General features: G+C 39.3%; 19 protein-coding genes. 13 read left to right on the top strand and 6 right to left on the bottom strand.

Annotation, left to right across the window (positions count from 1 at the left end; translation table 11 throughout):
* Positions 1 to 32: 32 nt before the first annotated feature.
* The gene (gene yidC / locus J2X77_RS21650; RefSeq protein WP_293939688.1) at positions 33 to 1856 is read left to right on the top strand and encodes a membrane protein insertase YidC; all 1824 of its coding nucleotides are present in this window, start codon (positions 33 to 35) and stop codon (positions 1854 to 1856) included.
* Positions 1857 to 1977: 121 nt separating this feature from the next.
* Complete coding sequence (locus J2X77_RS21645; protein WP_293939690.1) at positions 1978 to 2763, top strand: META domain-containing protein; 786 nt, start codon at positions 1978 to 1980, stop codon at positions 2761 to 2763.
* Positions 2764 to 2869: 106 nt separating this feature from the next.
* Here the strand turns inward: J2X77_RS21645 and J2X77_RS21640 are convergent, their stop codons facing one another.
* Positions 2870 to 4219: an acyl-CoA dehydrogenase family protein gene (locus tag J2X77_RS21640; RefSeq protein WP_293939692.1), complete on the bottom strand. Its 1350-nt coding sequence runs from the start codon at positions 4217 to 4219 to the stop codon at positions 2870 to 2872.
* A 354-nt stretch (positions 4220 to 4573) separates the two neighbouring features.
* On the opposite strand from J2X77_RS21640, the gene J2X77_RS21635 reads away from it, so the two are divergent.
* The 11 genes from J2X77_RS21635 (at position 4574) to J2X77_RS21585 (ending at position 13378) form a co-directional block, all read left to right on the top strand.
* Entirely contained in the window at positions 4574 to 4798 is a 225-nt protein-coding gene (locus tag J2X77_RS21635; protein ID WP_209581520.1) for a hypothetical protein, read from the top strand.
* 145 nt (positions 4799 to 4943) lie between these two features.
* On the top strand, positions 4944 to 5147 hold the full coding sequence (locus J2X77_RS21630) for a hypothetical protein (RefSeq protein WP_293939694.1): 204 nt from the start codon (positions 4944 to 4946) through the stop codon (positions 5145 to 5147).
* Between the two features lie 128 nt (positions 5148 to 5275).
* Positions 5276 to 6625 carry an adenylosuccinate lyase gene (gene purB / locus J2X77_RS21625; protein ID WP_310082451.1) on the top strand — a complete coding sequence of 450 codons (1350 nt, stop codon included), beginning with the start codon at positions 5276 to 5278 and terminating at the stop codon, positions 6623 to 6625.
* 74 nt (positions 6626 to 6699) lie between these two features.
* Complete coding sequence (locus tag J2X77_RS21620) at positions 6700 to 7254, top strand: NifU family protein (RefSeq protein ID WP_209581510.1); 555 nt, start codon at positions 6700 to 6702, stop codon at positions 7252 to 7254.
* A gap of 284 nt (positions 7255 to 7538) precedes the next feature.
* Positions 7539 to 8387 (top strand): transketolase, encoded by an 849-nt coding sequence (locus tag J2X77_RS21615; protein ID WP_209581507.1) that lies wholly within the window; start codon positions 7539 to 7541, stop codon positions 8385 to 8387.
* 1 nt (position 8388) lies between these two features.
* On the top strand, positions 8389 to 9342 hold the full coding sequence (locus tag J2X77_RS21610) for a transketolase C-terminal domain-containing protein (RefSeq protein ID WP_310082448.1): 954 nt from the start codon (positions 8389 to 8391) through the stop codon (positions 9340 to 9342).
* Positions 9343 to 9363: 21 nt separating this feature from the next.
* A complete protein-coding gene (locus tag J2X77_RS21605; RefSeq protein ID WP_209581501.1) occupies positions 9364 to 9909 on the top strand; it encodes an RNA polymerase sigma factor in 546 nt (181 codons plus the stop codon).
* A gap of 33 nt (positions 9910 to 9942) precedes the next feature.
* Entirely contained in the window at positions 9943 to 10896 is a 954-nt protein-coding gene (locus J2X77_RS21600; RefSeq protein ID WP_209581499.1) for a hypothetical protein, read from the top strand.
* A complete protein-coding gene (locus J2X77_RS21595; protein WP_293939699.1) occupies positions 10896 to 11315 on the top strand; it encodes a hypothetical protein in 420 nt (139 codons plus the stop codon). Before J2X77_RS21600 ends, J2X77_RS21595 begins: the two co-directional genes overlap by 1 nt.
* 61 nt (positions 11316 to 11376) lie before the next feature.
* A complete protein-coding gene (locus J2X77_RS21590; RefSeq protein WP_209581497.1) occupies positions 11377 to 12564 on the top strand; it encodes an aspartate aminotransferase family protein in 1188 nt (395 codons plus the stop codon).
* A gap of 52 nt (positions 12565 to 12616) precedes the next feature.
* Positions 12617 to 13378 carry an SGNH/GDSL hydrolase family protein gene (locus J2X77_RS21585; RefSeq protein ID WP_209581495.1) on the top strand — a complete coding sequence of 254 codons (762 nt, stop codon included), beginning with the start codon at positions 12617 to 12619 and terminating at the stop codon, positions 13376 to 13378.
* A gap of 80 nt (positions 13379 to 13458) precedes the next feature.
* Here the strand turns inward: J2X77_RS21585 and J2X77_RS21580 are convergent, their stop codons facing one another.
* The 5 genes from J2X77_RS21580 to thrA all read right to left on the bottom strand — a co-directional run bounded on the left by J2X77_RS21580 (position 13459) and on the right by thrA (position 21004).
* Complete coding sequence (locus J2X77_RS21580) at positions 13459 to 14655, bottom strand: MFS transporter (protein WP_209581493.1); 1197 nt, start codon at positions 14653 to 14655, stop codon at positions 13459 to 13461.
* A 66-nt stretch (positions 14656 to 14721) separates the two neighbouring features.
* Complete coding sequence (locus J2X77_RS21575; RefSeq protein ID WP_209581491.1) at positions 14722 to 15909, bottom strand: class I SAM-dependent rRNA methyltransferase; 1188 nt, start codon at positions 15907 to 15909, stop codon at positions 14722 to 14724.
* A 163-nt stretch (positions 15910 to 16072) separates the two neighbouring features.
* Positions 16073 to 17380, bottom strand: coding sequence for a threonine synthase (thrC, locus tag J2X77_RS21570; RefSeq protein ID WP_209581488.1), 1308 nt, complete (start codon positions 17378 to 17380; stop codon positions 16073 to 16075).
* 132 nt (positions 17381 to 17512) lie between these two features.
* Entirely contained in the window at positions 17513 to 18469 is a 957-nt protein-coding gene (locus tag J2X77_RS21565; RefSeq protein WP_209581629.1) for a homoserine kinase, read from the bottom strand.
* An 87-nt stretch (positions 18470 to 18556) separates the two neighbouring features.
* Positions 18557 to 21004, bottom strand: a complete 2448-nt coding sequence (gene thrA / locus J2X77_RS21560; protein WP_209581486.1) for a bifunctional aspartate kinase/homoserine dehydrogenase I — start codon at positions 21002 to 21004, stop codon at positions 18557 to 18559.
* Between the last annotated feature and the right edge of the window lie 309 nt (positions 21005 to 21313).

Here is a 21313-nt window from a genome sequence, read left to right as displayed (position 1 = left end):
AGGATACAATTAATTAAGTTTAATTATTAAAAATGGATAGAAATACCCTAATTGGTTTGGTCCTGATGTTTGCTATCATCACTGGTTCATTTTACCTGATGAAGCCTTCAGAATCAGAAATCAAACAAGAACAAGCGCGACAAGAGGCTAAAGCGCGTACAGAAAAAGGACTTCCTGCTGAAAGTGACTCTACCGCGAAAGCCAAAACAGCACAAACAGCAGTGATTGCTGATTCGGCGGAACTGAAAAAGCCTTTTGGTGCCACGAAATTTGGAACCGAGAAAGTCATCACGATTGAAAATGAAAAAATCATTGCCAAGATCAGCACGAAAGGCGGTAAAGTTAAATCTGTCGAACTAAAAGGTGAAAAGAATTTCAATGGAAAACCGTTGATGCTTTTTGAAGGTGAGGACAATAAATTTGGTTTTCTGTTTAATGCAGCGGGTCAAAACGTGGCAACAAACGATTTGTACTTCAATACAGAATCTTCGGATATCCAAGTTTCTGGTGAAGGAAAACAATCGGTAAAATTCAGACTAAATTACAATGCCGACCAATACATTGAATATATATACTCTATTGCCGGCAAAGGTTATAATGTAGCGCTGGACATCCATACAAAAGGGATACATAATTTAGTTCCACAAAGTCAAAAAACGTTGACCCTTAACTGGAATACCACGTTAAGACAAAAGGAACAAAATATAGAGTCTGAAAGACAAAAATCTACCCTTTACTATAAAGAAGACAATAAGGTAGATCATCTTTCAGAATCAAAAGACGCTGACGAAGCATTGGAGAAAAAAGTGGAATGGATTGCTTTTAAGCAACATTACTTTTCTAGTATCTTGAACGCGAAAGATGGTTTTGTGAATGCTAAAGTGGATGTAAAACATGCGACTGAAACGGATGTCATCAAGTTTTACAATACGAACGCGGAATTAGCATTTGATAACCATAAGGACAATAGCTATTCGTTGAACTTCTTCTTTGGCCCGAACCAATACAATGTGCTGAAAGCGGAGGGTAATGATTATCAATCGATCATCAATATGGGCTGGGGCCCTATGCGTTGGATCAACCAATGGATTACGGTACCGGTATTCAACTTCCTGGATGGTTTCCATATGAGCTACGGTATCGTGATACTCTTATTGACGCTGATGTTGAAATTGATCCTTTCGCCAATGACCTACAAATCCTATGTTTCTATGGCCAAAATGCGCGTATTAAAACCGCAGCTGGACGAGATCAAAGCAAAAGTCGGCGAAGACAACCAAATGTTGATGCAACAGGAGCAAATGAAATTGTACAAACAGGTCGGTGTCAATCCTCTTGGTGGATGCCTTCCCCTCGTATTACAAATGCCTTTTACAATTGCATTCTTCTATTTCTTCCCAAATTTGTTTGAATTGAGAGGACAGAGTTTCTTGTTTATGAAGGACATGTCAACCTATGATACATTATTCACATTTGCTCCCATCTTTGGATCGTTTAACCACATTTCTTTGATGTGTATCTTGATGACGTTAACAACGTTGTTGACCACTTGGTATAACAATGCTACATCCGGCGCTACAGGTCAGATGAAATACATGGGCTATATCATGCCGTTGATTTTCTTCTTTGTGTTGAACAGCTTCCCGGCTGGTTTGAACTACTATTACTTCTTGAGTGCTTTATTTACATTCTTGACGCAATTGGTAATCCGCACCATGGTGAATGATGAGAAAATATTAGCTAAATTGGAGGAGAACAAAAAGAATCCAAAAGCAGAAAAAAAATCAAGCTTCCAGGCTAAAATGGAAGAAATGATGCGTGCTCAACAGCAGGCACAACAAAATAAAAATAAATAGTAACATTTATTCGATTGATAAATAAGGCTTCCAGATTGGAAGCCTTATTTGTTTGTAAACTTTTGTAGCACTTTGCCAAACCAAACGTTAAAAGGGATGTTAATAGGTTAAAATTTAAAATATGAACTTTAAAAACATCGCAATATTGGCCATCTTAAGTATTGGTCTTGGTAGTTGTTCTGTCGTCAACAAGAAGTCGACTGATCAAAGTGAAAACAGTTCGACATCAACTGTCGTTGGAAAAAAGTGGCAATTAATTGAAATCAATGGGCAGGCCGTAGCGGATCAAATCAATGGTAAAATGCCCTACCTGCAACTGGAGGAAAAACGCTACAGTGCAAGTGGGGGCTGCAATGGCATCGGAGGAGATTTAATACTATCCAAAAATGGAAAAATTAAATTTGCTCAGGGAATGTCAACTATGATGGCCTGTCCGGATATGTCTATCGAACAAGCGCTGTCAAAAAACTTGATCGCTGCAGACAATTACACTGTCAACAATGGTATTCTTAGCCTGAACAAAGCTAAAATGGCTCCATTGGCAAAATTTAAGTTGATCCAGGACGATAAGCAGCAACTTTCTGGAACTTGGGAGCTTGATTATATATCGGGCGCACGCATTGCTTTCGAGGGTCTATATCCCGACCGTAAACCAACAATGATATTTGACGCGGTCAGCGGAAAGGTAAATGGCAATAGTAGCTGTAACAACTATAATATGACGTTCAAAACCAATGGAAATAGTATTAATTTCGGCCCCATTATGTCAACAAAAATGGCTTGCGAAGGGAATGGCGAAGCAACTTTTTTCTCTACCTTAGAAAAGGTGAACACGTACAGTATCAGCGAGAATACCCTAACATTTATCATGGGCGATATCGCCATTATGCGGTTTAAACGCAAATAGTCAAGTTCAGTTTGCGTTTAATTCAGCTAAAAAGGGCTTTGTTGTTTAACAAAGTCCTTTTTAGTAATTCTCGACATCAAGAAACGAAAAGTTAGCCGGAAAGCAGCTACACGAAAGCACTAAATCCAGTTATACTTCGACCAACAATGAGGGAATTAATCTCCTTTGTACCCTCATAGGAATAAATTGCTTCTGCATCCGCCAGAAATCGCGCGACATTATACTCTAACAAAATGCCATTGCCCCCCATGACTTCACGGGCTTTGGAAACAATATCTCTCGTACGCAAAGAACAAAACACTTTTGCCAGCGAAGCATGTTCATCTCTTAGCTCACCTTTATCCTGAAGTTCAGATAGCCTAAAGACTAGCGTTTGCATAGCGGTCAAATTGGATAACATTTCAACCAGGTGATTCTGAATAAGCTGAAAAGAGGCGATTGGCTTACCAAACTGTTTCCTTTTTCGGGTATAATCCAATGCATTTTCATAGGCTCCTCTAGCACAGCCCACAGCCATCCAGGCGACCCCGGCCCGCGTCATCTGAAGAACCTTACCTGTATCTTTAAAGGAATCTGCCTTTTGTAAACGGTCACTTTCAGGAATGATACAATGATTTAAAGTAATGAGGCCATTCTGCACAATACGCAACGCCATCTTATCCTTGATCTTTTCGACAGAAAAACCCGGGTTATCCTTCCTTACAATAAAACCTTTGACTTCTCCATCATCGAGATCCCTAGCCCATATAATTGTAATATCGGAAAAAGTAGAATTTCCGATCCATTTTTTCTGACCATTCAAAACCCAACCATCGGTTGTTTTTTTACAAGTTGTCGTCAATCCGCCTGCAGCCCCCGAGCCCACTTCAGGTTCTGTTAATCCAAAAGCACCTATCACCTGCATCTGTTGCATCTTGGGCAACCACTCTTGCTTTTGTTCTTCAGATCCGCAAAGATAGATTGACCCCATTGCCAAACCACTCTGTACGCCAAAGAATGTTGCTACAGAAGCATCCACACGTGCTATCTCAGCCGCTATAATTCCTTCCATCAAAGAACTTCCGCCCATACATCCATACCCATTGTATGTATATCCACAAATATTTAAAGCCGCCAGTTTGGGTACGATTTCAAAAGGAAATTCATCTCTCAACCAATATTTATTAACTATTGGTTTGACTTCGGTCTCCATAAATTCTCTCACCTTCAATTGTAAAGCGCGGTCTGTATCGTTTAATTTACTGTCCATCGCATAGAAATCACCATTAATAGGAGGCAATTCTCGCTTTTCCTTTCCGGAATTCAGCATTTTCATTAAACCATGCAGCTGTTTATCATCCATTTTTGATACAGCATCCATAACTGCTCCCAAATCCACTTTTTTTGCTATTTCTTCCAATTTGGCAAAGTCTATCGATTTTGCCAAATCCATTATATTCTTAACTTTATCAAACATATGTGTATTTTTTTTAAAGTGCGTACTTCTCAAAATAAGAAAAATAACCGAAAATTGTTTGCTATTTAATAACAGTTGGACCGATACATTTGTCGAGTTAGAGGCGGCACACAACTTATGCACAACAAATAGACAAGATCCACCTAGCGATTGCCTTACTTAACCCTTGTAACGCTAAAGGATAGCGCAGTCGAAAGCCTAAGATACACGTCTTGCTAAAAAAAATAAAACTTTGATAAACAAACTTTTATATAAATTTTTAAAAAAAATATATTTTTTGGGTTACCTTTTTTAGTTACGTGTATTAACAGATGAAAAAGAAAATTATTTCAATTTAAATTAGAAAATTAGAAAATGAAAAACGCATTAAAATTCGGTTTCTTAGGTTTAGCTTTAACTGTAGCTTTCGCATCTTGTAACAATTCAGAGAAAAAATCTGAAGGTGCTGCAGATTCAGCTTCTGCTTTAGTTGATTCAGCTGCTAACACTTTGGATTCAGCTGCTAACCACGTAGATTCAGCTGCTGTTAAAGTTGATTCTGCTGCTGCTAAAGTTGATTCAGCTGCTACTAAAAAATAATTTAGGACTGAATAAAGCTTTTGGAAGGCCTTTTTTAACAAAAGGTCTTTCTTTTTTCAAAAAGAGAAAAATCTGGGGTTACCTTTTTAATTTATCGGTATTAACCCCTAAATAACAAGATTTAAAAATATTTAATTTTAATAAAATGAAAAACGCATTCAAATTCGGTTTCTTAGGTTTAGCTTTAACATTAGCTTTCGCATCATGTGGTGAAACTGGTAAAACAACTGACGCTGCTACTGATTCAGCTAATGTTGCTTTAGATTCAGCTAACACACAATTGGATTCAGCAAAAACTGCTGTAGATTCAGCTGAGGCTAAAGTTGATTCAACTAAAGCTGCTCACTAATTTTCTGAAATATAATTTAGACCTTATAAAAAAGCTTCCTTCACCAAGGAGGCTTTTTTTATATCTGCGCCAATTAAATTGCTAAGCTCCAAGCATTTTTTTACCTTTGCCAAAAAATCATTCAATCTATGGCTTTATCATCTTTAACAGCAGTTACTCCTATCGACGGACGCTATTACAATAACACTCATGAACTTTCAGCATTTTTTTCTGAATTTGCTTTAATAAAATATCGCGTACGCGTGGAAGTGGAATATTTTATTGCATTATGTGAATCAGGTATTGCCCAATTGCAACAATTTGACAAAAGTCTAAATGAGAAATTGCGTGACATTTATAGAAATTTTTCTGAGGAAGATGCCATCTGGATCAAAGACACAGAGAAAGTTACGAACCATGATGTTAAAGCGGTTGAATATTTTCTAAAAGATAAATTTGAAAAATTAGGGCTACAGGACTACCTTGAATTCATTCATTTTGGTTTAACATCCCAAGATATCAATAATACAGCTATTCCGCTTTCTTGGAAAGAAGCCATCAAAGAAAGTTACTCGCCAGCGATTGACGAGTTGCTTCATGAATTAAAATCATTAGCGACGTCATGGTCAGGCATTCCGATGTTGGCCCGTACACATGGACAGCCTGCGTCTCCAACTCGATTGGGCAAAGAGTTCTATGTTTTTATCGAACGAATAGAGCGACAGTTACAACTACTCAATCAAGTTCCATATTCCGCCAAATTTGGCGGTGCAACAGGTAATTTCAATGCGCATCAGGTTGCTTATCCGAAAACCAATTGGATCAATTTCGGAAATAATTTTGTCAACAATATCTTGGGTTTAGACCGTTCACAAACCACAACGCAAATTGAACATTACGATAACTTTGCGGCAAGCTGTGATGCTTTAAAACGCATAAATAATATCCTAATCGACTTATGCCGCGATATCTGGACTTATATTTCGATGGATTATTTTAAACAAAAAATCACTGCCGGACAGATCGGTTCATCCGCTATGCCCCATAAGGTCAATCCAATTGACTTTGAAAATGCAGAAGGAAATTTGGGCATTGCAAATGCTATTTTCGAGCATCTCTCCGCTAAATTACCGATTTCACGTCTTCAGCGCGATTTAACAGATTCGACGGTTTTACGTAATATTGGTGTTCCATTTGCGCACACGCTAATTGCCGTTAAATCGACATTAAGAGGTTTACGTAAATTGATTTTAAACGAACAGGCATTGGCTGATGACCTTGAAAATAACTGGGCTGTTGTTGCCGAAGCATTACAAACCATATTAAGAAGAGAAGGCTATCCAAAACCGTACGAAGCGCTGAAAGATCTTACACGTACAAACACGCGGGTAACGAAAGAGACAATAGCAGCGTTTGTCGATCAGCTCCATGTTTCCGATAAAGTCAAAGCAGAACTCAAAGCGATCAGTCCTGCTAACTATACGGGTGTCACTTTATAAGCTTTTACTTATAAATGACCTTAATAAAGCTCCTTTTGATATATATTTGCTTGGAATAAAAAAATAGATAATACATGGCTACGATTAACGTATATACAGAATCTACACCCAACCCTTCTACCATGAAATTCTTGGTCAATAAGTTATTGATCAACGGTAGTGTGGATTTTCCAAATAAAGAAGCAGCACAAGATTCACCGTTTGCACTTGAATTGTTCAAATTTAATTTTGTAAATGGTGTATTTTTCGCGAGTAACTTCGTAACTATCACCAAAACGGAAGATGCGGAATGGGAAGACATCGAAGCTTTGTTGAAAGATTTTGTAAAAGGGGCTGTAGAGTCTGAACTTGCTGTAAAAACGGTACACCACGACACAGAAGTGAATTTTGAGGGCACCGAAACTGAAGTTAAGATACAACAAGTTTTACACGATTATGTACGACCTGCTGTTGAACAGGATGGGGGTGCCATACATTATAAATCATTTAATGAAGGTGTGGTAACGGTTGAACTAAAGGGCTCTTGTAGTGGTTGTCCATCATCGACAATTACTTTAAAAGCAGGCATTGAAGGATTGTTGAAGCGCATGGTCCCGGAAGTGACTGAAGTTGTTGCTGAAGCCATGTAATCTCAGCTTCACATTTATAATAAAAAAGGATTCGGCAATTAGTAGTGCTGAATCCTTTTTTTATGTCCGGTAATGTAAAAGGTCTGAAAATATCCAGCGTATCAAAGTACTAGTCAGGTAGGCAAAACTCCTCGGCTTCACTAGCATTTTTTGATTGCTATCCTGCGAACCTTCTTCTGAAGCGGCTTGATATTCGGGCATAAGTCAATATAAATTCATTTTTTAACAAGCATCTAGCTTAAAAATAGTTAACTTTACGACCAATTGTGAAACCAACAAAAAAAATGAGTGCAGATATTATCAAACTAGAACAAATTGCATCACAGGTAAGACGTGATATCGTACGTATGGTACACGCTTGTCAATCAGGACACCCAGGTGGTTCGTTAGGTTGTACAGATTACTTTGTGGCGCTTTATTTCAATGCAATGAAACGCAATCCTTCCTTTGACATGGATGGAAAAGGAGAAGATCTATTCTTCCTGTCAAATGGACACATCTCTCCTGTATTTTATAGTACATTGGCACATGCGGGATATTTTGAAGTGAGCGAATTAGCAACGTTCAGAAAAATCAATTCCAGACTTCAGGGTCACCCTACAACACACGAGGGCCTTCCGGGCATTCGTATTGCTTCGGGATCTTTAGGCCAAGGATTATCTGTTGCAATTGGTGCCGCACAGGCAAAAAAATTGAATAAAGACAATAATCTAGTTTATGTATTAATGGGTGATGGTGAATTGCAGGAGGGCCAAGTTTGGGAAGCTGCAATGTATGCACCACACAACAAAATAGACAATCTGATCGCTACTGTTGACTACAACAAAGCGCAAATTGACGGATCTACGGATCAAGTATTATCTCTTGGTGATCTTCGTGCAAAATGGGAAGCGTTCGGCTGGGATGTGATGGAAATTGCGAAAGGCAATGATATGAACGCTGTGGTAGCTGGTTTGGCAGAAGCCAAGTCACGTACAGGAAAGGGTAAACCTGTCATCATCCTAATGCATACCGAAATGGGCAGTGGTGTTAATTTTATGATGGGCTCTCACAAATGGCATGGTGTTGCTCCAAGTGACGAACAATTGGCGTCGGCGTTGAATCAGCTTACAGAAACTTTAGGAGATTACTAGAATGAAAAAATATACTTATACAGAGTCAAAAGATACACGTTCAGGATTCGGAGCGGGCTTATTGGAAGGGGGAAAGCAAAATGAAAATGTGGTTGCATTATGTGCTGATTTGATCGGTTCGTTAAAAATGAACGATTTTATTAAAGAGTTTCCAGAGCGCTTTTTCCAAATCGGTATTGCAGAAGCAAATATGATGGGTATTGCAGCCGGGTTGACTATCGGCGGTAAAATCCCATTCACGGGTACGTTCGCGAATTTCTCTACTGGCCGTGTTTACGATCAAATTCGCCAATCGATTGCATACTCTGACAAAAATGTAAAAATTGCTGCATCGCACGCGGGTTTGACATTGGGTGAAGATGGTGCAACTCACCAAATCTTAGAAGATATTGGTTTGATGAAAATGCTACCAGGAATGACGGTGATCAATCCTTGCGATTTTAATCAAACAAAAGCGGCTACTATTGCAGTAGCTAAATATGAAGGTCCAGTTTATTTGCGTTTCGGCCGTCCTGTTGTTCCTAACTTTACCCCTGCTGATCAAGAATTTGTTATTGGTAAGGCGGTGTTATTAAATGAAGGAACAGATGTTTCCATTATTGCTACGGGTCACTTAGTGTGGGAAGCTATACAAGCTGGGGAAAAATTGGCAGAATTAGGTATTAACGCCGAGATTATCAATATCCATACAATCAAACCTTTGGATGAGGAGGCTATTTTGAAATCTGTTGCCAAAACGAAATGTGTAGTAACGGCAGAAGAGCATAATCGTCTTGGTGGTTTAGGTGATAGCGTGGCTCAGGTACTAACAAGAGAGTTACCTACTCCGCAAGAGTATGTTGCTGTCAATGATAGTTTTGGGGAATCAGGTACTCCTGCTCAGTTGATGGAGAAATACGGTTTGAATGCAGCAGCTATTGTTGCAGCGGCTCAAAAAGTAATCAAAAGAAAATAACAATACTACGCAGGTCAATATATGGATGACGCTTTAATTATAGCAAAGTTCGCTGAAGAGAGTACGCGAGAAGAAGCTTTCCGTTTATTGTTGAAGAAATATCAACAGAAGATTTATTGGCATGTGCGAAGAATGGTCATCGATCATGACGATGCGGACGATGTTGTGCAGGATATCTTTGTGAAAGTATGGAAGAATCTTGGAAACTTCCGAGAAGACTCGCAACTATATACTTGGCTTTATCGCATTGCAACAAATGAATGTATCACCTTCTTAAATAAGAAAAAACAAAAGCAGAACGTGTCGTTGGATGACGACACGACTGCTTATTTGGCAGAAACACTTGCTGATGGCAATTACTTTAGCGGCGACAAGGCTCAAATGAAATTACAACAGGCACTGTTGACCTTGCCCGAGAAACAGAAATTGGTTTTCAATATGAAATATTTTGAAGACATGAAATATGACGAGATTTCAGAAGTGCTCGGAACGAGTGTTGGGGCGCTTAAAGCTTCATATCATTTAGCCGTCAAAAAAATTGAGGCTTTTTTTAACAACAATGATTAAACCTTTTGGCTAAATTAGGCTCTAACAGATACTATGAAGGAAAATGGCACATATCATGATGGGCTGGAGCCTAACAATCTTCCAGCATCGTTGCGTAAAAATCCATTTGACTTACCGGAAAATTATTTCAATGATCTAGAATCAAAAATAATTACGCAAGTCAAATTGGTTGAAAGCAAAGACACCGTCTTTGAGGTTCCAGAAGGGTATTTTGACAATCTCTATGATGTCATTGTGTGTAAAATCGCGGAAGATAATTTAAAAAGTCAAGTCATTGTGGACGGTTTCGAAATTCCTGAAAATTATAGTTCTGAGCTTTCAGGATCTATTCTCAGCCAAATTTCAGAAGACGCATTAAAAGAAAAAGTTTCATCTGATGGTTTTACACTGCCACATGATTACGACCACGTCCTTGAAAATTCTATTTTTTCACGTATAGCTGAACTCGAATTGAAGGATACAGTTCTTACAGATGGATTTTTGACGCCAGTTGACTATGAGAAAAGCTTAGAATTGACTATTTTATCGCGTATTGCTGAAGAAAAATTAAAAGAAACTGTTGGTACTACCAATTTTAATGTACCCCAACATTATTTTGAGAATCTGTCAGATAGAATTATTAACGCTGTACAGGAGGTTGAAGAAGATGTTACACCTATCCATCGCATAGGCAAACCAAAAAAATGGTATGCTCGTTACGCTGTCGCTGCATCTTTTGCGGCCATGTTGAGTATCGGGGGGTACTGGGGCTATCAATATCTACAACAAGATGCTGTTGCTGCGGATGGGATCACAGAGGAGCAACTGAGCCAGCATTTATCTGAAATTCCTAAGCAAGAAATCATCAATTACCTTGCAGCGTCAGCGTCTGGTGATGATATGATATATATGTCCCAATATACTGATGAAGCTAATCTCCCTACTAAGGGATTTGGCAGCAATTTATCTAAACAAGAAATAGAAGATTATCTAAATTATACCTTATAATGATGTTCAAGAAAAAATACATATGGATAACATTGTTCTTTAGTATATTTTCTATTGCCTTGAGCTTTGCACAAGACAAAAATCGATTTCAAGCTATAGAAAATGAAAAAATAGCTTACATTACTAAAGAACTAGATTTGACGCCAAGAGAGGCTCAGCAATTCTTCCCACTCTATAATGAGTATAGTCAAACACTTTGGGATATCAGAAAAGAAAAGTTAAATGGTGCTCCTAAAAACAGCTTTAGAAATGGTTCGAGAGATATATTACAGTACGATGCGAAAGAAGTGGAGATCAAAAAGGAATACCGGGCTAAATTTGCCAAAGTGATTGGCAACGCGCGGGCATCGCAATTTTTCGAAGTTGAGCAAGAATTTAGGGAACATCTTTACAAATCCCTGCAGAATAGAAGAAAATAATCTTAAAAATAGAAAAGAAGTCTTAAAGACTTCTTTTTTATTTTCGGACATTTGTAATATCATGTTAAGCAACAGAGAATTATTTTTAATGAATACTGCTCAAACATCTAGCTCCCCTAGATTGGTTGAAGTGGTAAAGGCTGAAGGTGTTTACCTTTATGGCCCCAATGGAGAAGAATATATGGATTTAGTCTCCGGGTTTAATGTCAGCAATATAGGCCATCGTCATCCAAAAGTGTTGGAGGCCATAAAATCACAATTGGATAAATACTTACATGTCACCGTTTATGGTGAATTTGTGCAGGTTCCTCAAGTGCAGTTTGCAACAGAATTACTCGCAGAGCTGCCTGCTCATTTTCAATCTGTTTACTTCACTAACAGCGGAACTGAAGCGGTAGAGGGTTCCATGAAAATAGCAAAGAAATATACTGGCCGTAGGCAGATTATAGCTGCAAAAAAAGCCTATCATGGCAGCACACAGGGTGCACTCAGTCTCATCGGAAACGACGAGTATCGTAAAGCGTATGCTCCTCTCCTACCCGAAATAGATTTTATCGAGTTTAATGAGCTGGAAGACCTAACAAAGATTACCGAACAAACAGCTGCAGTTATACTCGAAGCTATTCAGGGGGAAGCTGGTGTTCGGGTGCCAGACATCGCTTACATGCAAGCCGTCAGAAGACGCTGTGATGAAACTGGTACCTTACTCATCTTTGATGAGATCCAAACTGGCTTCGGCCGGACAGGCCGTCTTTTCGCTTTTGAACATTTTGGTATTGTTCCCGATATCTTGATGCTCGCCAAAGGTATAGGCGGCGGTATGCCTTTAGGGGCTTTTGTTGCAGCAAAGGAAGTTATGGATGTTATTAAAGATAATCCTATGCTTGGGCACATCACGACTTTTGGTGGCCATCCTGTGAGTTGTGCAGCAGCTCGCGCTTCGTTAGCAGTCATCAAAACAGAAAATTTAGTTGAGCAGGTAGAAAGAAAAGCTCTTTTATTCAAAGAAAAGCTCAAACATCCTGCGATCAAAGAAATTCGCGGATTAGGTCTTATGATGTGTCTTCAATTGCACTCTTTTGATCAGGTTTACAATGTGAGCAGGTACTGTGCTGAGAATGGGGTAATGATTGATTGGTATCTGCATTGTGAAACAGCCTTGCGTGTAGCTCCGCCATTGACGATTACAGAACTTGAAATCGAAAAAGCGTGTAATATCCTTATAAAAGGTTTGGAAAAGTATGCTTAAAAGTATGTAACTTTAAACATAATAAATCCTCATACTAAACAAGAACCTAATAATGAATACGAACCGCAGATCATTTATCAAGAAAAGTATCATTGGCACCGGTCTTTTGAGTGGCGCCAGTTTACTAGGAAACGAAGTTTTCGCCCATGAATCAACATCCAGTGCCTCAAAAATAAGTTTAAATAACGACGACATTATTTTATTCCAGGGCGACTCCATTACAGATGTGGGTCGGGATAGGAATAACAGAAATGCCAATGACACTGGTGCGCTGGGTCACGGTTACGCTTTATTGGCCGCTAGTCAACTTTTAAATAAATATCCAGCAAAGAAACTCAAGGTCTATAATACAGGTATCAGTGGCAACCGTGTACCGGATCTACAGAAGCGTTGGCAGGAAGATACATTAGCCATTAAACCAACAGTATTAAGCATTTTGATTGGTGTAAACGACTTTTGGCGCACGATTGATCGGGGCGCACAAACTACAGTTGATGAATATAAATCCCAATATCAACAGTTATTGCAGGAGACGCTACAAAAGCTTCCCAATGTCAAACTGATCATTGGAGAACCCTTTGCGGTCAAAGGGGTGGGCCATATTACTGATGCTTGGTATCCAAAGTTCTTGGCTTATCAAGAATCTGCCCGTGAAATAGCAAAAGAATTTGGGGGAATCTTAATTCCCTATCAAAAAATATTTGATAATGCTCAAAAGAGTGCTCCTGGTGCCTACTGGGCGGCAGATGGAGTTCACCCCACACTTGCTGGGGCACAGATGATGGCATCCGCATGGATGGAATGCATTAAATAAAAATAGCCAGCGGATATCGTACTGGATATTCGCTCGCTATTTTTAACAGACGACACAATTGCTATTGTTTATTTTCAAGTTTAAATCTCTTTGTATTGCGTTTTTTGTAGATCGGGAAGAAAATAAGCTACAATACCGATCAAAGGAAGATAAGAACATAAGTGATAAATAAACTCGATAGAAGTGTGATCTGCCTGCCAGCCTAGCACAGCTGATCCTATTCCGCCCATTCCAAATGCAAAGCCGTAAAATAAACCGGAAACCATGCCTAGTTTTTTCGGCAATAGCTCCTGTGCATAAACAATAATCGCTGGAAAAGCTGATGATAAAATTAATCCGATCATGACGATCAATATCCCCGTCATGGTAAGTCCTACATAGGGTAAAGCCAATGCAAATGGTGCAACGCCCAATACAGAAAACCAGATAACATATTTTCGGCCAAATCGATCGCCGAATGCTCCTCCTAATAGGGTTCCGACAGCAACTGCAATAAGAAAATAAAAGAGATAAACCTGGGCTTCTACTTCACTAATCCCAAATTTTTTAATGGTATAAAACTGAAAGTAATTTGTGATACTGGCGATATAGAAATATTTTGATACGATCAACAATAGGAGGATAATCACAGTCATGACGATCCGCCCATTGGGTAAATCTGGCACGCGTATCGCTCGCTTGGTAGATTTAGCTGTATTTCGAAGCCTTTCTTTATACCAACTTCCGATATAATAAGATATAAATTGGCCAATGATTGTGAATAGGCACATCCATGCGATTGCCTGCTGCCCTCTCGGTAAAATCAAAAAAGCGACAATAATTGGGGCCATAGCTGTCCCCGCATTTCCGCCGATCTGAAAAATAGATTGTGCCATACTCCTTCTTCCACCTGACGCCATGTAAGCGACGCGAGACGATTCGGGATGAAAAATTGAAGATCCAACCCCAACGAGAAAGACTGAACATAAGATCCATTCATAACTGTTTGCTTTTGAAAATAAAAGCATACCAAGGAGAGAAAAAGACATTCCGATAATCTGCGAATATGGAACAGGATGTTTGTCTGTAAATGAGCCCACAACAGGCTGGAATATTGATGCTGCTATCTGATAAACCATTGTGATCATTCCAACCTGCGAAAAGCTCAGATGATGTTCTTCTTTGAGCAAGGGATATGTCGCTGGTATCACTCCCTGAATCATGTCATTCAAAAGGTGCACCATGCTTACGGCAAATAAAATAGAAAAGATAGGTCTACTCGATTTTTCTTGTATCATGACGTTGTTCAAAAATTAAAAAGGTTGGTTTTCGCAAACCAACCCAAATTATCTTCATGTAATAAATTATAATACGCGGACCAACAATCCTTTCAGATATTCTCCTTCGGGAAAAGAGGCCCGCACAGGATGGTCCTCAGGTTGATGAAACTGTCTGATAAACTGAATTTCCTTACCTGCATCCAACGCTGCCCAAGCAAGCACTTGTTTGAAGGTATCCATATCCATTGCGCCTGAACAAGAAAAGGTTGCTAACAAACCACCACTATTTAACAACATCAATCCACGGCGATTCAGATCTTTGTAAGCTCGAGATGCTCTTTCCAAGGCTGATCGTGATGGTGCATACTTAGGCGGGTCCAAGACTATCATATCAAATTTTTCACCCGCATCGATGAATTTGCGTAATTGCTTGTTTACATCCGCCAATATTGCTTTATGTCGACTGGGTTCAAATCCATTTTCAACAATATTCTTTTCCAGGGTTTCAATAGCTAGTGCAGAGCTATCTACGGAAATGACTTCTGATGCCCCGTTTTTCAGGCTATTCAATGTAAAGCCACCAGAATAGCAAAAACAATCCAGGACTCGCTTATTAGAAACGTAGTTGGCTGTCAGCTGACGGTTTTCTCGTTGGTCGCAATAGAATCCGGATTTTTGTCCATCAATAATGTTCACCTTATAATGGATACCATTTTCGACAACGTCAACAAATTCTGGTGGAAGTTCTCCATACAAAAGCCCATTGGTGTCGGGTAGTCCCTCATGTTCACGGGATTTCAGATCGCTACGTTCATAAATTCCTTTTGGCTGTAGCAAAGCATTCAATTCGTCGATAATAATTGATTTAACTTTTTCAAGTCCAACTGCGTGAACCTGAATAGATATAAAATCTGCATATTTATCTGCAATAAGTCCAGGAAGAAAATCTGCTTCAGCAAAGATTAGACGAACAGTATTCGTCACGTCTTTCTGTAATAGGTGCTGTCGTGCCGCAACAGCCTTCTGGACGCGTGAACGCCACCACGCTGCATCAATCTGCACTTGAGGATTCCATTCTAACAAACGAATGGCCACGCGCGAGCTATTGTGAAATAGCCCATAGGCAATAAATTCACGTTCAGCATTGTAAACACCAACAACTTCGCCATCCTCAATTTTATCGGACAATGATTTAATTGCTCCAGAAAATACCCAAGGATGCAATTGCCACGCAGCTTTATCCTTACCCTTATTCAAATAAACTGATTTCATTACTGCAAAATTAATGTATTAATTCGACATCATGACGAAACTTTCTGGATAAAACCTCGCTCTTTCTCAAAACGTCATACTTTTTTTAAATTATTCCTTCCGTGTAAAAGAACCGCTATTTGTGAATGAAAGTAAAAAGGGCTCCGAAAGGAGCCCCAAGCATTTAATTATGGTTGATTAGATATTTTTTGAATGCTTCAAAATCGACTTTTAAAGGTTCAGCTAACTTTTCCCTTCCTTGCAAAGCTTCTGCTCCTTTAGGCAGAACTATCTTTTCAAACACATCTACAGCGATTGCATCAGGGAATTTGCAGGGATGAGCAGTAGATAAGAAAACCGAAGCATAGTGACCAGGATACTCATTTGCATAGGTACGAGCGCCAAGCCATGCGATTGCTGTATGTGGACAGGCGATATAGTTCGATTCTTCAAATAACTTCTGCATTCCTCTTTCTGTTTCTTCGTCTGTAAAAGTATAAGAAGATAACATACTTTTTAATTCGTCCACATCTCCTCCAAAGATATCCTGTATACGAACCCAGTTGCTCGGGTTTCCGACATCCATTGCATTGCTCAATGTTTGTACTGAAGGCAGCGGTTCATATTTGCCTGATGAAAGAAATCTAGGTACGGTATCATTTACATTTGTAGCCGCAACAAAATGTTTGACAGGTAGCCCCATCTTATAAGCTAATAGGCCTGCCCCAATATTACCAAAATTACCACTCGGTACTGTAAATACGACCTCATTGATTCCTTGCGACTTTAATTGCGCATACGCATAAAAGTAATAGAATGTCTGTGGGATCAATCGTGCTATATTAATTGAATTAGCTGAAGTCAACCGTAAGACAGCATTCAGTTCGGGATCATTGAAAGCCTGTTTCACTAATGCCTGGCAATCGTCAAATGTACCTTCCACTTCAATTGCACGAATGTTTTGTCCATTTGTAGTCAATTGTAATTCCTGAACCTCGGACACTTTACCTTTGGGGTATAAGATGGTTACACGCGTTCCCTCAACGCCCAAAAATCCCAAGGCAACAGCTCCACCAGTATCGCCAGATGTCGCAACAAGCACATCCAGTAATTTATCATCCGTCTTCGAAAAATAACCCATCACTCTGCTCATAAACCGGGCACCAAAATCCTTAAAGGCGTAAGAAGGTCCATGGAAAAGTTCGAGCACAGCTGTGCTGTCGGTCAAGAATTTTACGGGAGCATCAAAGTTAATCGCGTCGTTCACGATTTGCTTTAAATCTTCTTTGGGAATATCATCCCTCAAGAGCGTGTAAGCGACTTCAAATGCAATCTCTTGTAAAGAATGCTGCTGAATATTCTTAATAAATAATGGATCCAATTGAGGGATCGCTTCCGGCATATACAACCCTTTGTCTGCTGGTAGCGAATTGAAGACCGCATCTTTAAAGGAAACTTCTAATGTTTTATTATTTGTGCTATAAAATTTCATATGTAATATTCTTTTTTTTTTAAGGCCATATGAAACATCCCGTTTTAATTGAATTGATATTTTCACATGGATATTTCACTTTGTTATCTTTTTAAGAGGTAAATATGAATTAACCTTAGATTTGATAGACCGCTATGCTGTAAACAACTTTTGATCTAATATTCTGGGGCCTTCTACATTGACACGGGAAACGTATCCAAAACTATCAATTTCATTTTCTTTGAGATGAGTTTGAATTTTGTCTGCGATATCCTCTGCTATTTTCTCGTCTCGTGTTATTGCCACAACTGATGGTCCAGAGCCAGAAATACCGAAACTTAAGGCACCGTGTTTTAGAGCAATCTCTTTCATTTCATAAAATTGAGGGATTAAAATAGCTCGCGTCGGTTCGATAAGAACGTCTTTCATGCTTCGCGCAAGGAGATCATAATCTTCTTTGAACAAAGCAGCTACCAATCCCGCGATATTACCCCACTGGGTGACAGCGTCTTTTAATAGTACTTTATCTTTAATAAGTTGTCTAGCGTCGCGTGTGGGAACATCGACTTGTGGAAAAACGACTGCAGCAACGAGTTCTTTAGGCGAAGGAATGGAAATCACATCCAAAGGTTCATTTCCCCGAATTAAAGTTATACCTCCATAGAGTGCTGGTGCCACATTATCAGCATGCCCCGTACCACAGGCCAAGCGCTCGCCTTCGACACAGAATGGCAATAATTCTTCTTTTGTCAAGGGGTTACCCAGCATGGTATTGATGGCAAAAAGCCCTGCCACTGTGCTGGCTGCGCTAGAACCTAAACCCGATCCGATAGGCATATGTTTATGTAATTCAATTTCCACACCGACCTTTGAAGAAATATTCAGAGCCTGTAATAAATACTGAACGCAGGCAGAAACGGTATTTTTACCTGGATCAAGCGGCAATCTTCCATCGTCGCCTGTTATTTTACGAATAGTTACCCCGGGTTGTGTTGTGCGTCGCATGACCACCTCGTCTCCTGGCGCCTCAACCGCAAAGCCCAGTATGTCAAAACCACAGATCATATTGGCGACAGTTGCAGGTGCAAAGACACGAACTTCGGACAGCATGCTGTCTAAATTTATAATCTTATCTTTCAGATACTCTACATTTAAATTATTAGCCATCATGTAATTGTTATTTTCCTTGAATCGTTTTTATGCTCCAACATTTACTAAATCGGCAAATACACCCGCAGCTGTTACTTCAGCCCCAGCCCCCGGACCTTTTACTACTAAAGGACGTTCTTTATAGCGCTCTGTTGTAAATGATATAATATTGTCACTACCCGATAATGCATAGAAAGGATGGTTTTCATCAACAAACTGAATCGCAATGGATACTTTTCCATTTTCCAATTTTCCGATGTAGCGTATTACTTTATTTTCATCTTCAGCTTTCTTCTTCATGGCTTCGAAATAGTCATTTTCGCGCTGCAATTCTGCGTAAAACGCATCTACGGATTCAGCTTTCAAACATGCCGGCGGAAGTATTGAACCTAGGTCTACGTCCTCGGCTTCGACAGGATATCCGGCATCCCTAGCTAATATGAGCATTTTACGCATAAAATCTATACCGCCTAAGTCGTCCCTTGGATCTGGTTCAGTATATCCTAGTTCCTGTGCCTGTTTAACAACATCATAAAAAGAAGCATCAGCTTTAAAATTGTTGAAGATATACGAGATTGTTCCAGATAAAATAGCCTCTATCTTGACAATACGATCACCACTCAACATCAAGTCTTTGAGTACGCGGACGATAGGTAGTCCCGCGCCTACGTTTGTCTCATAAAAAAAGTCCACACCGTGTCGATGAGCGGTATCGCGGAGTGTTTTATATTGCTCATACTTACCTGAGTTCGCAATTTTATTGCAGGTGACGATCGAAATATTGGATTTAAAGATGTCTTCATAATAGGTAGCTGGTAATTTGCTCGCGGTATTATCGATAAAAACACAGTTTGGCAGATTGAGTGCCTTCATGCGTTCAATAAACAAGGCCAAGTCCGATTCAGTTCCATTTCTGTCGAGTTCATTAGACCAATTATTTAAATCAACACCTTCGGTATTAAAAAGCATCTTACGGCTATTCGAAATTCCGACGACTTTAATTTCGATATCGTTTTTATCCAGTAGGAAATCATGTTGACTTTCCAGCTGTTTAAATAAAGTTGCGCCGATGTTACCCGTACCAATATTAAACACATGAAGGGTTTTCTTTAGCTCGGCAAAAAAAGCGTCGTGTACAGCGTTAAGCGCCTTCGCCAGATCTTCCTTACCTATAATAACAGATATATTATATTCAGATGAGCCCTGTGCTATAGCGCGAACATTAATGCCATTCCTCCCTAGCGCGGCAAATAATCGACCGGACATACCAGGTGTCTTTTTCATATTTTCGCCAACGATGGCCAAGACTGAAAGGTTATCTTCAATCGCTGGAACGATGAGCTTATTGGCTTGGATCTCCAATTCAAACTCCACTTCGATTAATTGTATCGCGCGTTTGGCGTCAGATGGGTTTACAGCAAATGTGATGCTATGTTCGGAAGATGACTGCGTAATTAACACAACATTGATTTGCTCTCTAGCCAATAAAGTAAAAAGCCTTCCGCTAAAGCCCGACTTGCCGATCATGCCTGAACCACTTAGATTGATAACCGAAATATCTGATATAGAGGAAATTCCTTTTATTGGTAGCGCTGTTTTGCCGCTATCAAACTGAATGACGGTTCCGGAGAAATCAGGCTCAAAGGTATTTCTAATAACAATCGGAATTTTCTTCAAGAAAGCAGGGATCATGGTAGGAGGATAAATCACCTTAGCACCAAAGTAAGACAATTCCATGGCCTCGGTATATGATAAAACAGGTAAAGAAAAAGCCTTTTTCACAATGCGTGGATCCGCGGTCAACATGCCATTTACGTCTGTCCAAATTTCAATGGCTGCCGCGTCTAATATGGATCCGAAGATAGCTGCTGTATAATCTGAACCACCTCTTCCTAGAGTGGTAATACGACCGTTTTCGTTACTACCGATAAAACCCGTCACAAATAATAATTTATCGCCATGTGATATGTATAGTGATTTCACCAATTGCTCGGTCAATGTTTCATTTAAATGCGCATTACCAAAGTTCGAATCAGTTTTCACATAGTGAGAAGCATCCACAAATAATGATTCTGGAACATATTGTTCCATCACTTTAGATACCATATAATTCGAACAACGCTCGCCGTAGCTTAATATCAAATCTTTGCTTTGATAGCTCAGCTCTTTTAGTGCAAAAATTCCTTGAAGAAGATCTTCTATTTCATTAAAAAATAATTTCAGCTTTGTAAATACAGGATTTTGATATTTCACAGCCAGAAGTTCTTTCACTACTGTAAAATGCCTATCTTCCAATGATTTCAGTCCCTCTGAAAAGGATTTTCCTTCTGCAGCGTCCTCAGCTAATTGCGTAAGTAAATTTGTCACACCCGACATAGCTGACAACACAACCAACGGTTTTTCCTTTGCATCATAAGATTTTTTCACGATGCCCAGGACTGCCTTTAAGCTTTCTACTGTACCGACTGATGTGCCTCCAAATTTTAAAACTTTCATGCTACTTTATACTGTTTGTTTAGATTGATGATTTTGCGATAAAAAAGAAGCGCTTTCCTGTTTTGAGGAAAGCGCTTCTAAATATTGTGTCTACAATTATATACAACGAAACTACTTCCTCCTGAGTCTTATCCCGGTGGTAATAATAATCGACGTAATAATTGAAGTTGTGTTCATTGCTTTTAATTATGTTTTGTAAATATAGAACAAATATTATCACTTTACCAAAGGAAATTAATATTTTTTTTAAGATTCACAATAGTAACCTCATTGAGGTGGTATTTTATCATCACATAAGTACACTAAAAT

This window comes from Sphingobacterium sp. 2149, from assembly GCF_031455655.1.
In the GTDB taxonomy this organism is placed as follows: Bacteria; Bacteroidota; Bacteroidia; order Sphingobacteriales; family Sphingobacteriaceae; genus Sphingobacterium.
This window is presented reverse-complemented; position numbering and strand designations above follow the sequence as displayed.

Excerpts from the sequence above, each read along its gene's own strand:
- J2X77_RS21640 (WP_293939692.1), bottom strand. The coding sequence starts at position 4,219 with ATGTTTGATAAAGTTAAGAATATAATGGATTTGGCAAAATCGATAGAC.
- J2X77_RS21630 (WP_293939694.1), top strand. The coding sequence starts at position 4,944 with ATGAAAAACGCATTCAAATTCGGTTTCTTAGGTTTAGCTTTAACATTA.
- thrC (WP_209581488.1), bottom strand. The coding sequence starts at position 17,380 with ATGAAATTTTATAGCACAAATAATAAAACATTAGAAGTTTCCTTTAAA.
- J2X77_RS21600 (WP_209581499.1), top strand. The coding sequence starts at position 9,943 with ATGAAGGAAAATGGCACATATCATGATGGGCTGGAGCCTAACAATCTT.
- purB (WP_310082451.1), top strand. The coding sequence starts at position 5,276 with ATGGCTTTATCATCTTTAACAGCAGTTACTCCTATCGACGGACGCTAT.
- J2X77_RS21615 (WP_209581507.1), top strand. The coding sequence starts at position 7,539 with ATGAGTGCAGATATTATCAAACTAGAACAAATTGCATCACAGGTAAGA.
- J2X77_RS21645 (WP_293939690.1), top strand. The coding sequence starts at position 1,978 with ATGAACTTTAAAAACATCGCAATATTGGCCATCTTAAGTATTGGTCTT.
- yidC (WP_293939688.1), top strand. The coding sequence starts at position 33 with ATGGATAGAAATACCCTAATTGGTTTGGTCCTGATGTTTGCTATCATC.
- J2X77_RS21590 (WP_209581497.1), top strand. The coding sequence starts at position 11,377 with ATGTTAAGCAACAGAGAATTATTTTTAATGAATACTGCTCAAACATCT.
- J2X77_RS21575 (WP_209581491.1), bottom strand. The coding sequence starts at position 15,909 with ATGAAATCAGTTTATTTGAATAAGGGTAAGGATAAAGCTGCGTGGCAA.
- J2X77_RS21585 (WP_209581495.1), top strand. The coding sequence starts at position 12,617 with ATGAATACGAACCGCAGATCATTTATCAAGAAAAGTATCATTGGCACC.
- J2X77_RS21595 (WP_293939699.1), top strand. The coding sequence starts at position 10,896 with ATGATGTTCAAGAAAAAATACATATGGATAACATTGTTCTTTAGTATA.
- J2X77_RS21620 (WP_209581510.1), top strand. The coding sequence starts at position 6,700 with ATGGCTACGATTAACGTATATACAGAATCTACACCCAACCCTTCTACC.
- J2X77_RS21635 (WP_209581520.1), top strand. The coding sequence starts at position 4,574 with ATGAAAAACGCATTAAAATTCGGTTTCTTAGGTTTAGCTTTAACTGTA.
- thrA (WP_209581486.1), bottom strand. The coding sequence starts at position 21,004 with ATGAAAGTTTTAAAATTTGGAGGCACATCAGTCGGTACAGTAGAAAGC.
- J2X77_RS21605 (WP_209581501.1), top strand. The coding sequence starts at position 9,364 with ATGGATGACGCTTTAATTATAGCAAAGTTCGCTGAAGAGAGTACGCGA.
- J2X77_RS21565 (WP_209581629.1), bottom strand. The coding sequence starts at position 18,469 with ATGCTGTCCGAAGTTCGTGTCTTTGCACCTGCAACTGTCGCCAATATG.
- J2X77_RS21580 (WP_209581493.1), bottom strand. The coding sequence starts at position 14,655 with ATGATACAAGAAAAATCGAGTAGACCTATCTTTTCTATTTTATTTGCC.
- J2X77_RS21610 (WP_310082448.1), top strand. The coding sequence starts at position 8,389 with ATGAAAAAATATACTTATACAGAGTCAAAAGATACACGTTCAGGATTC.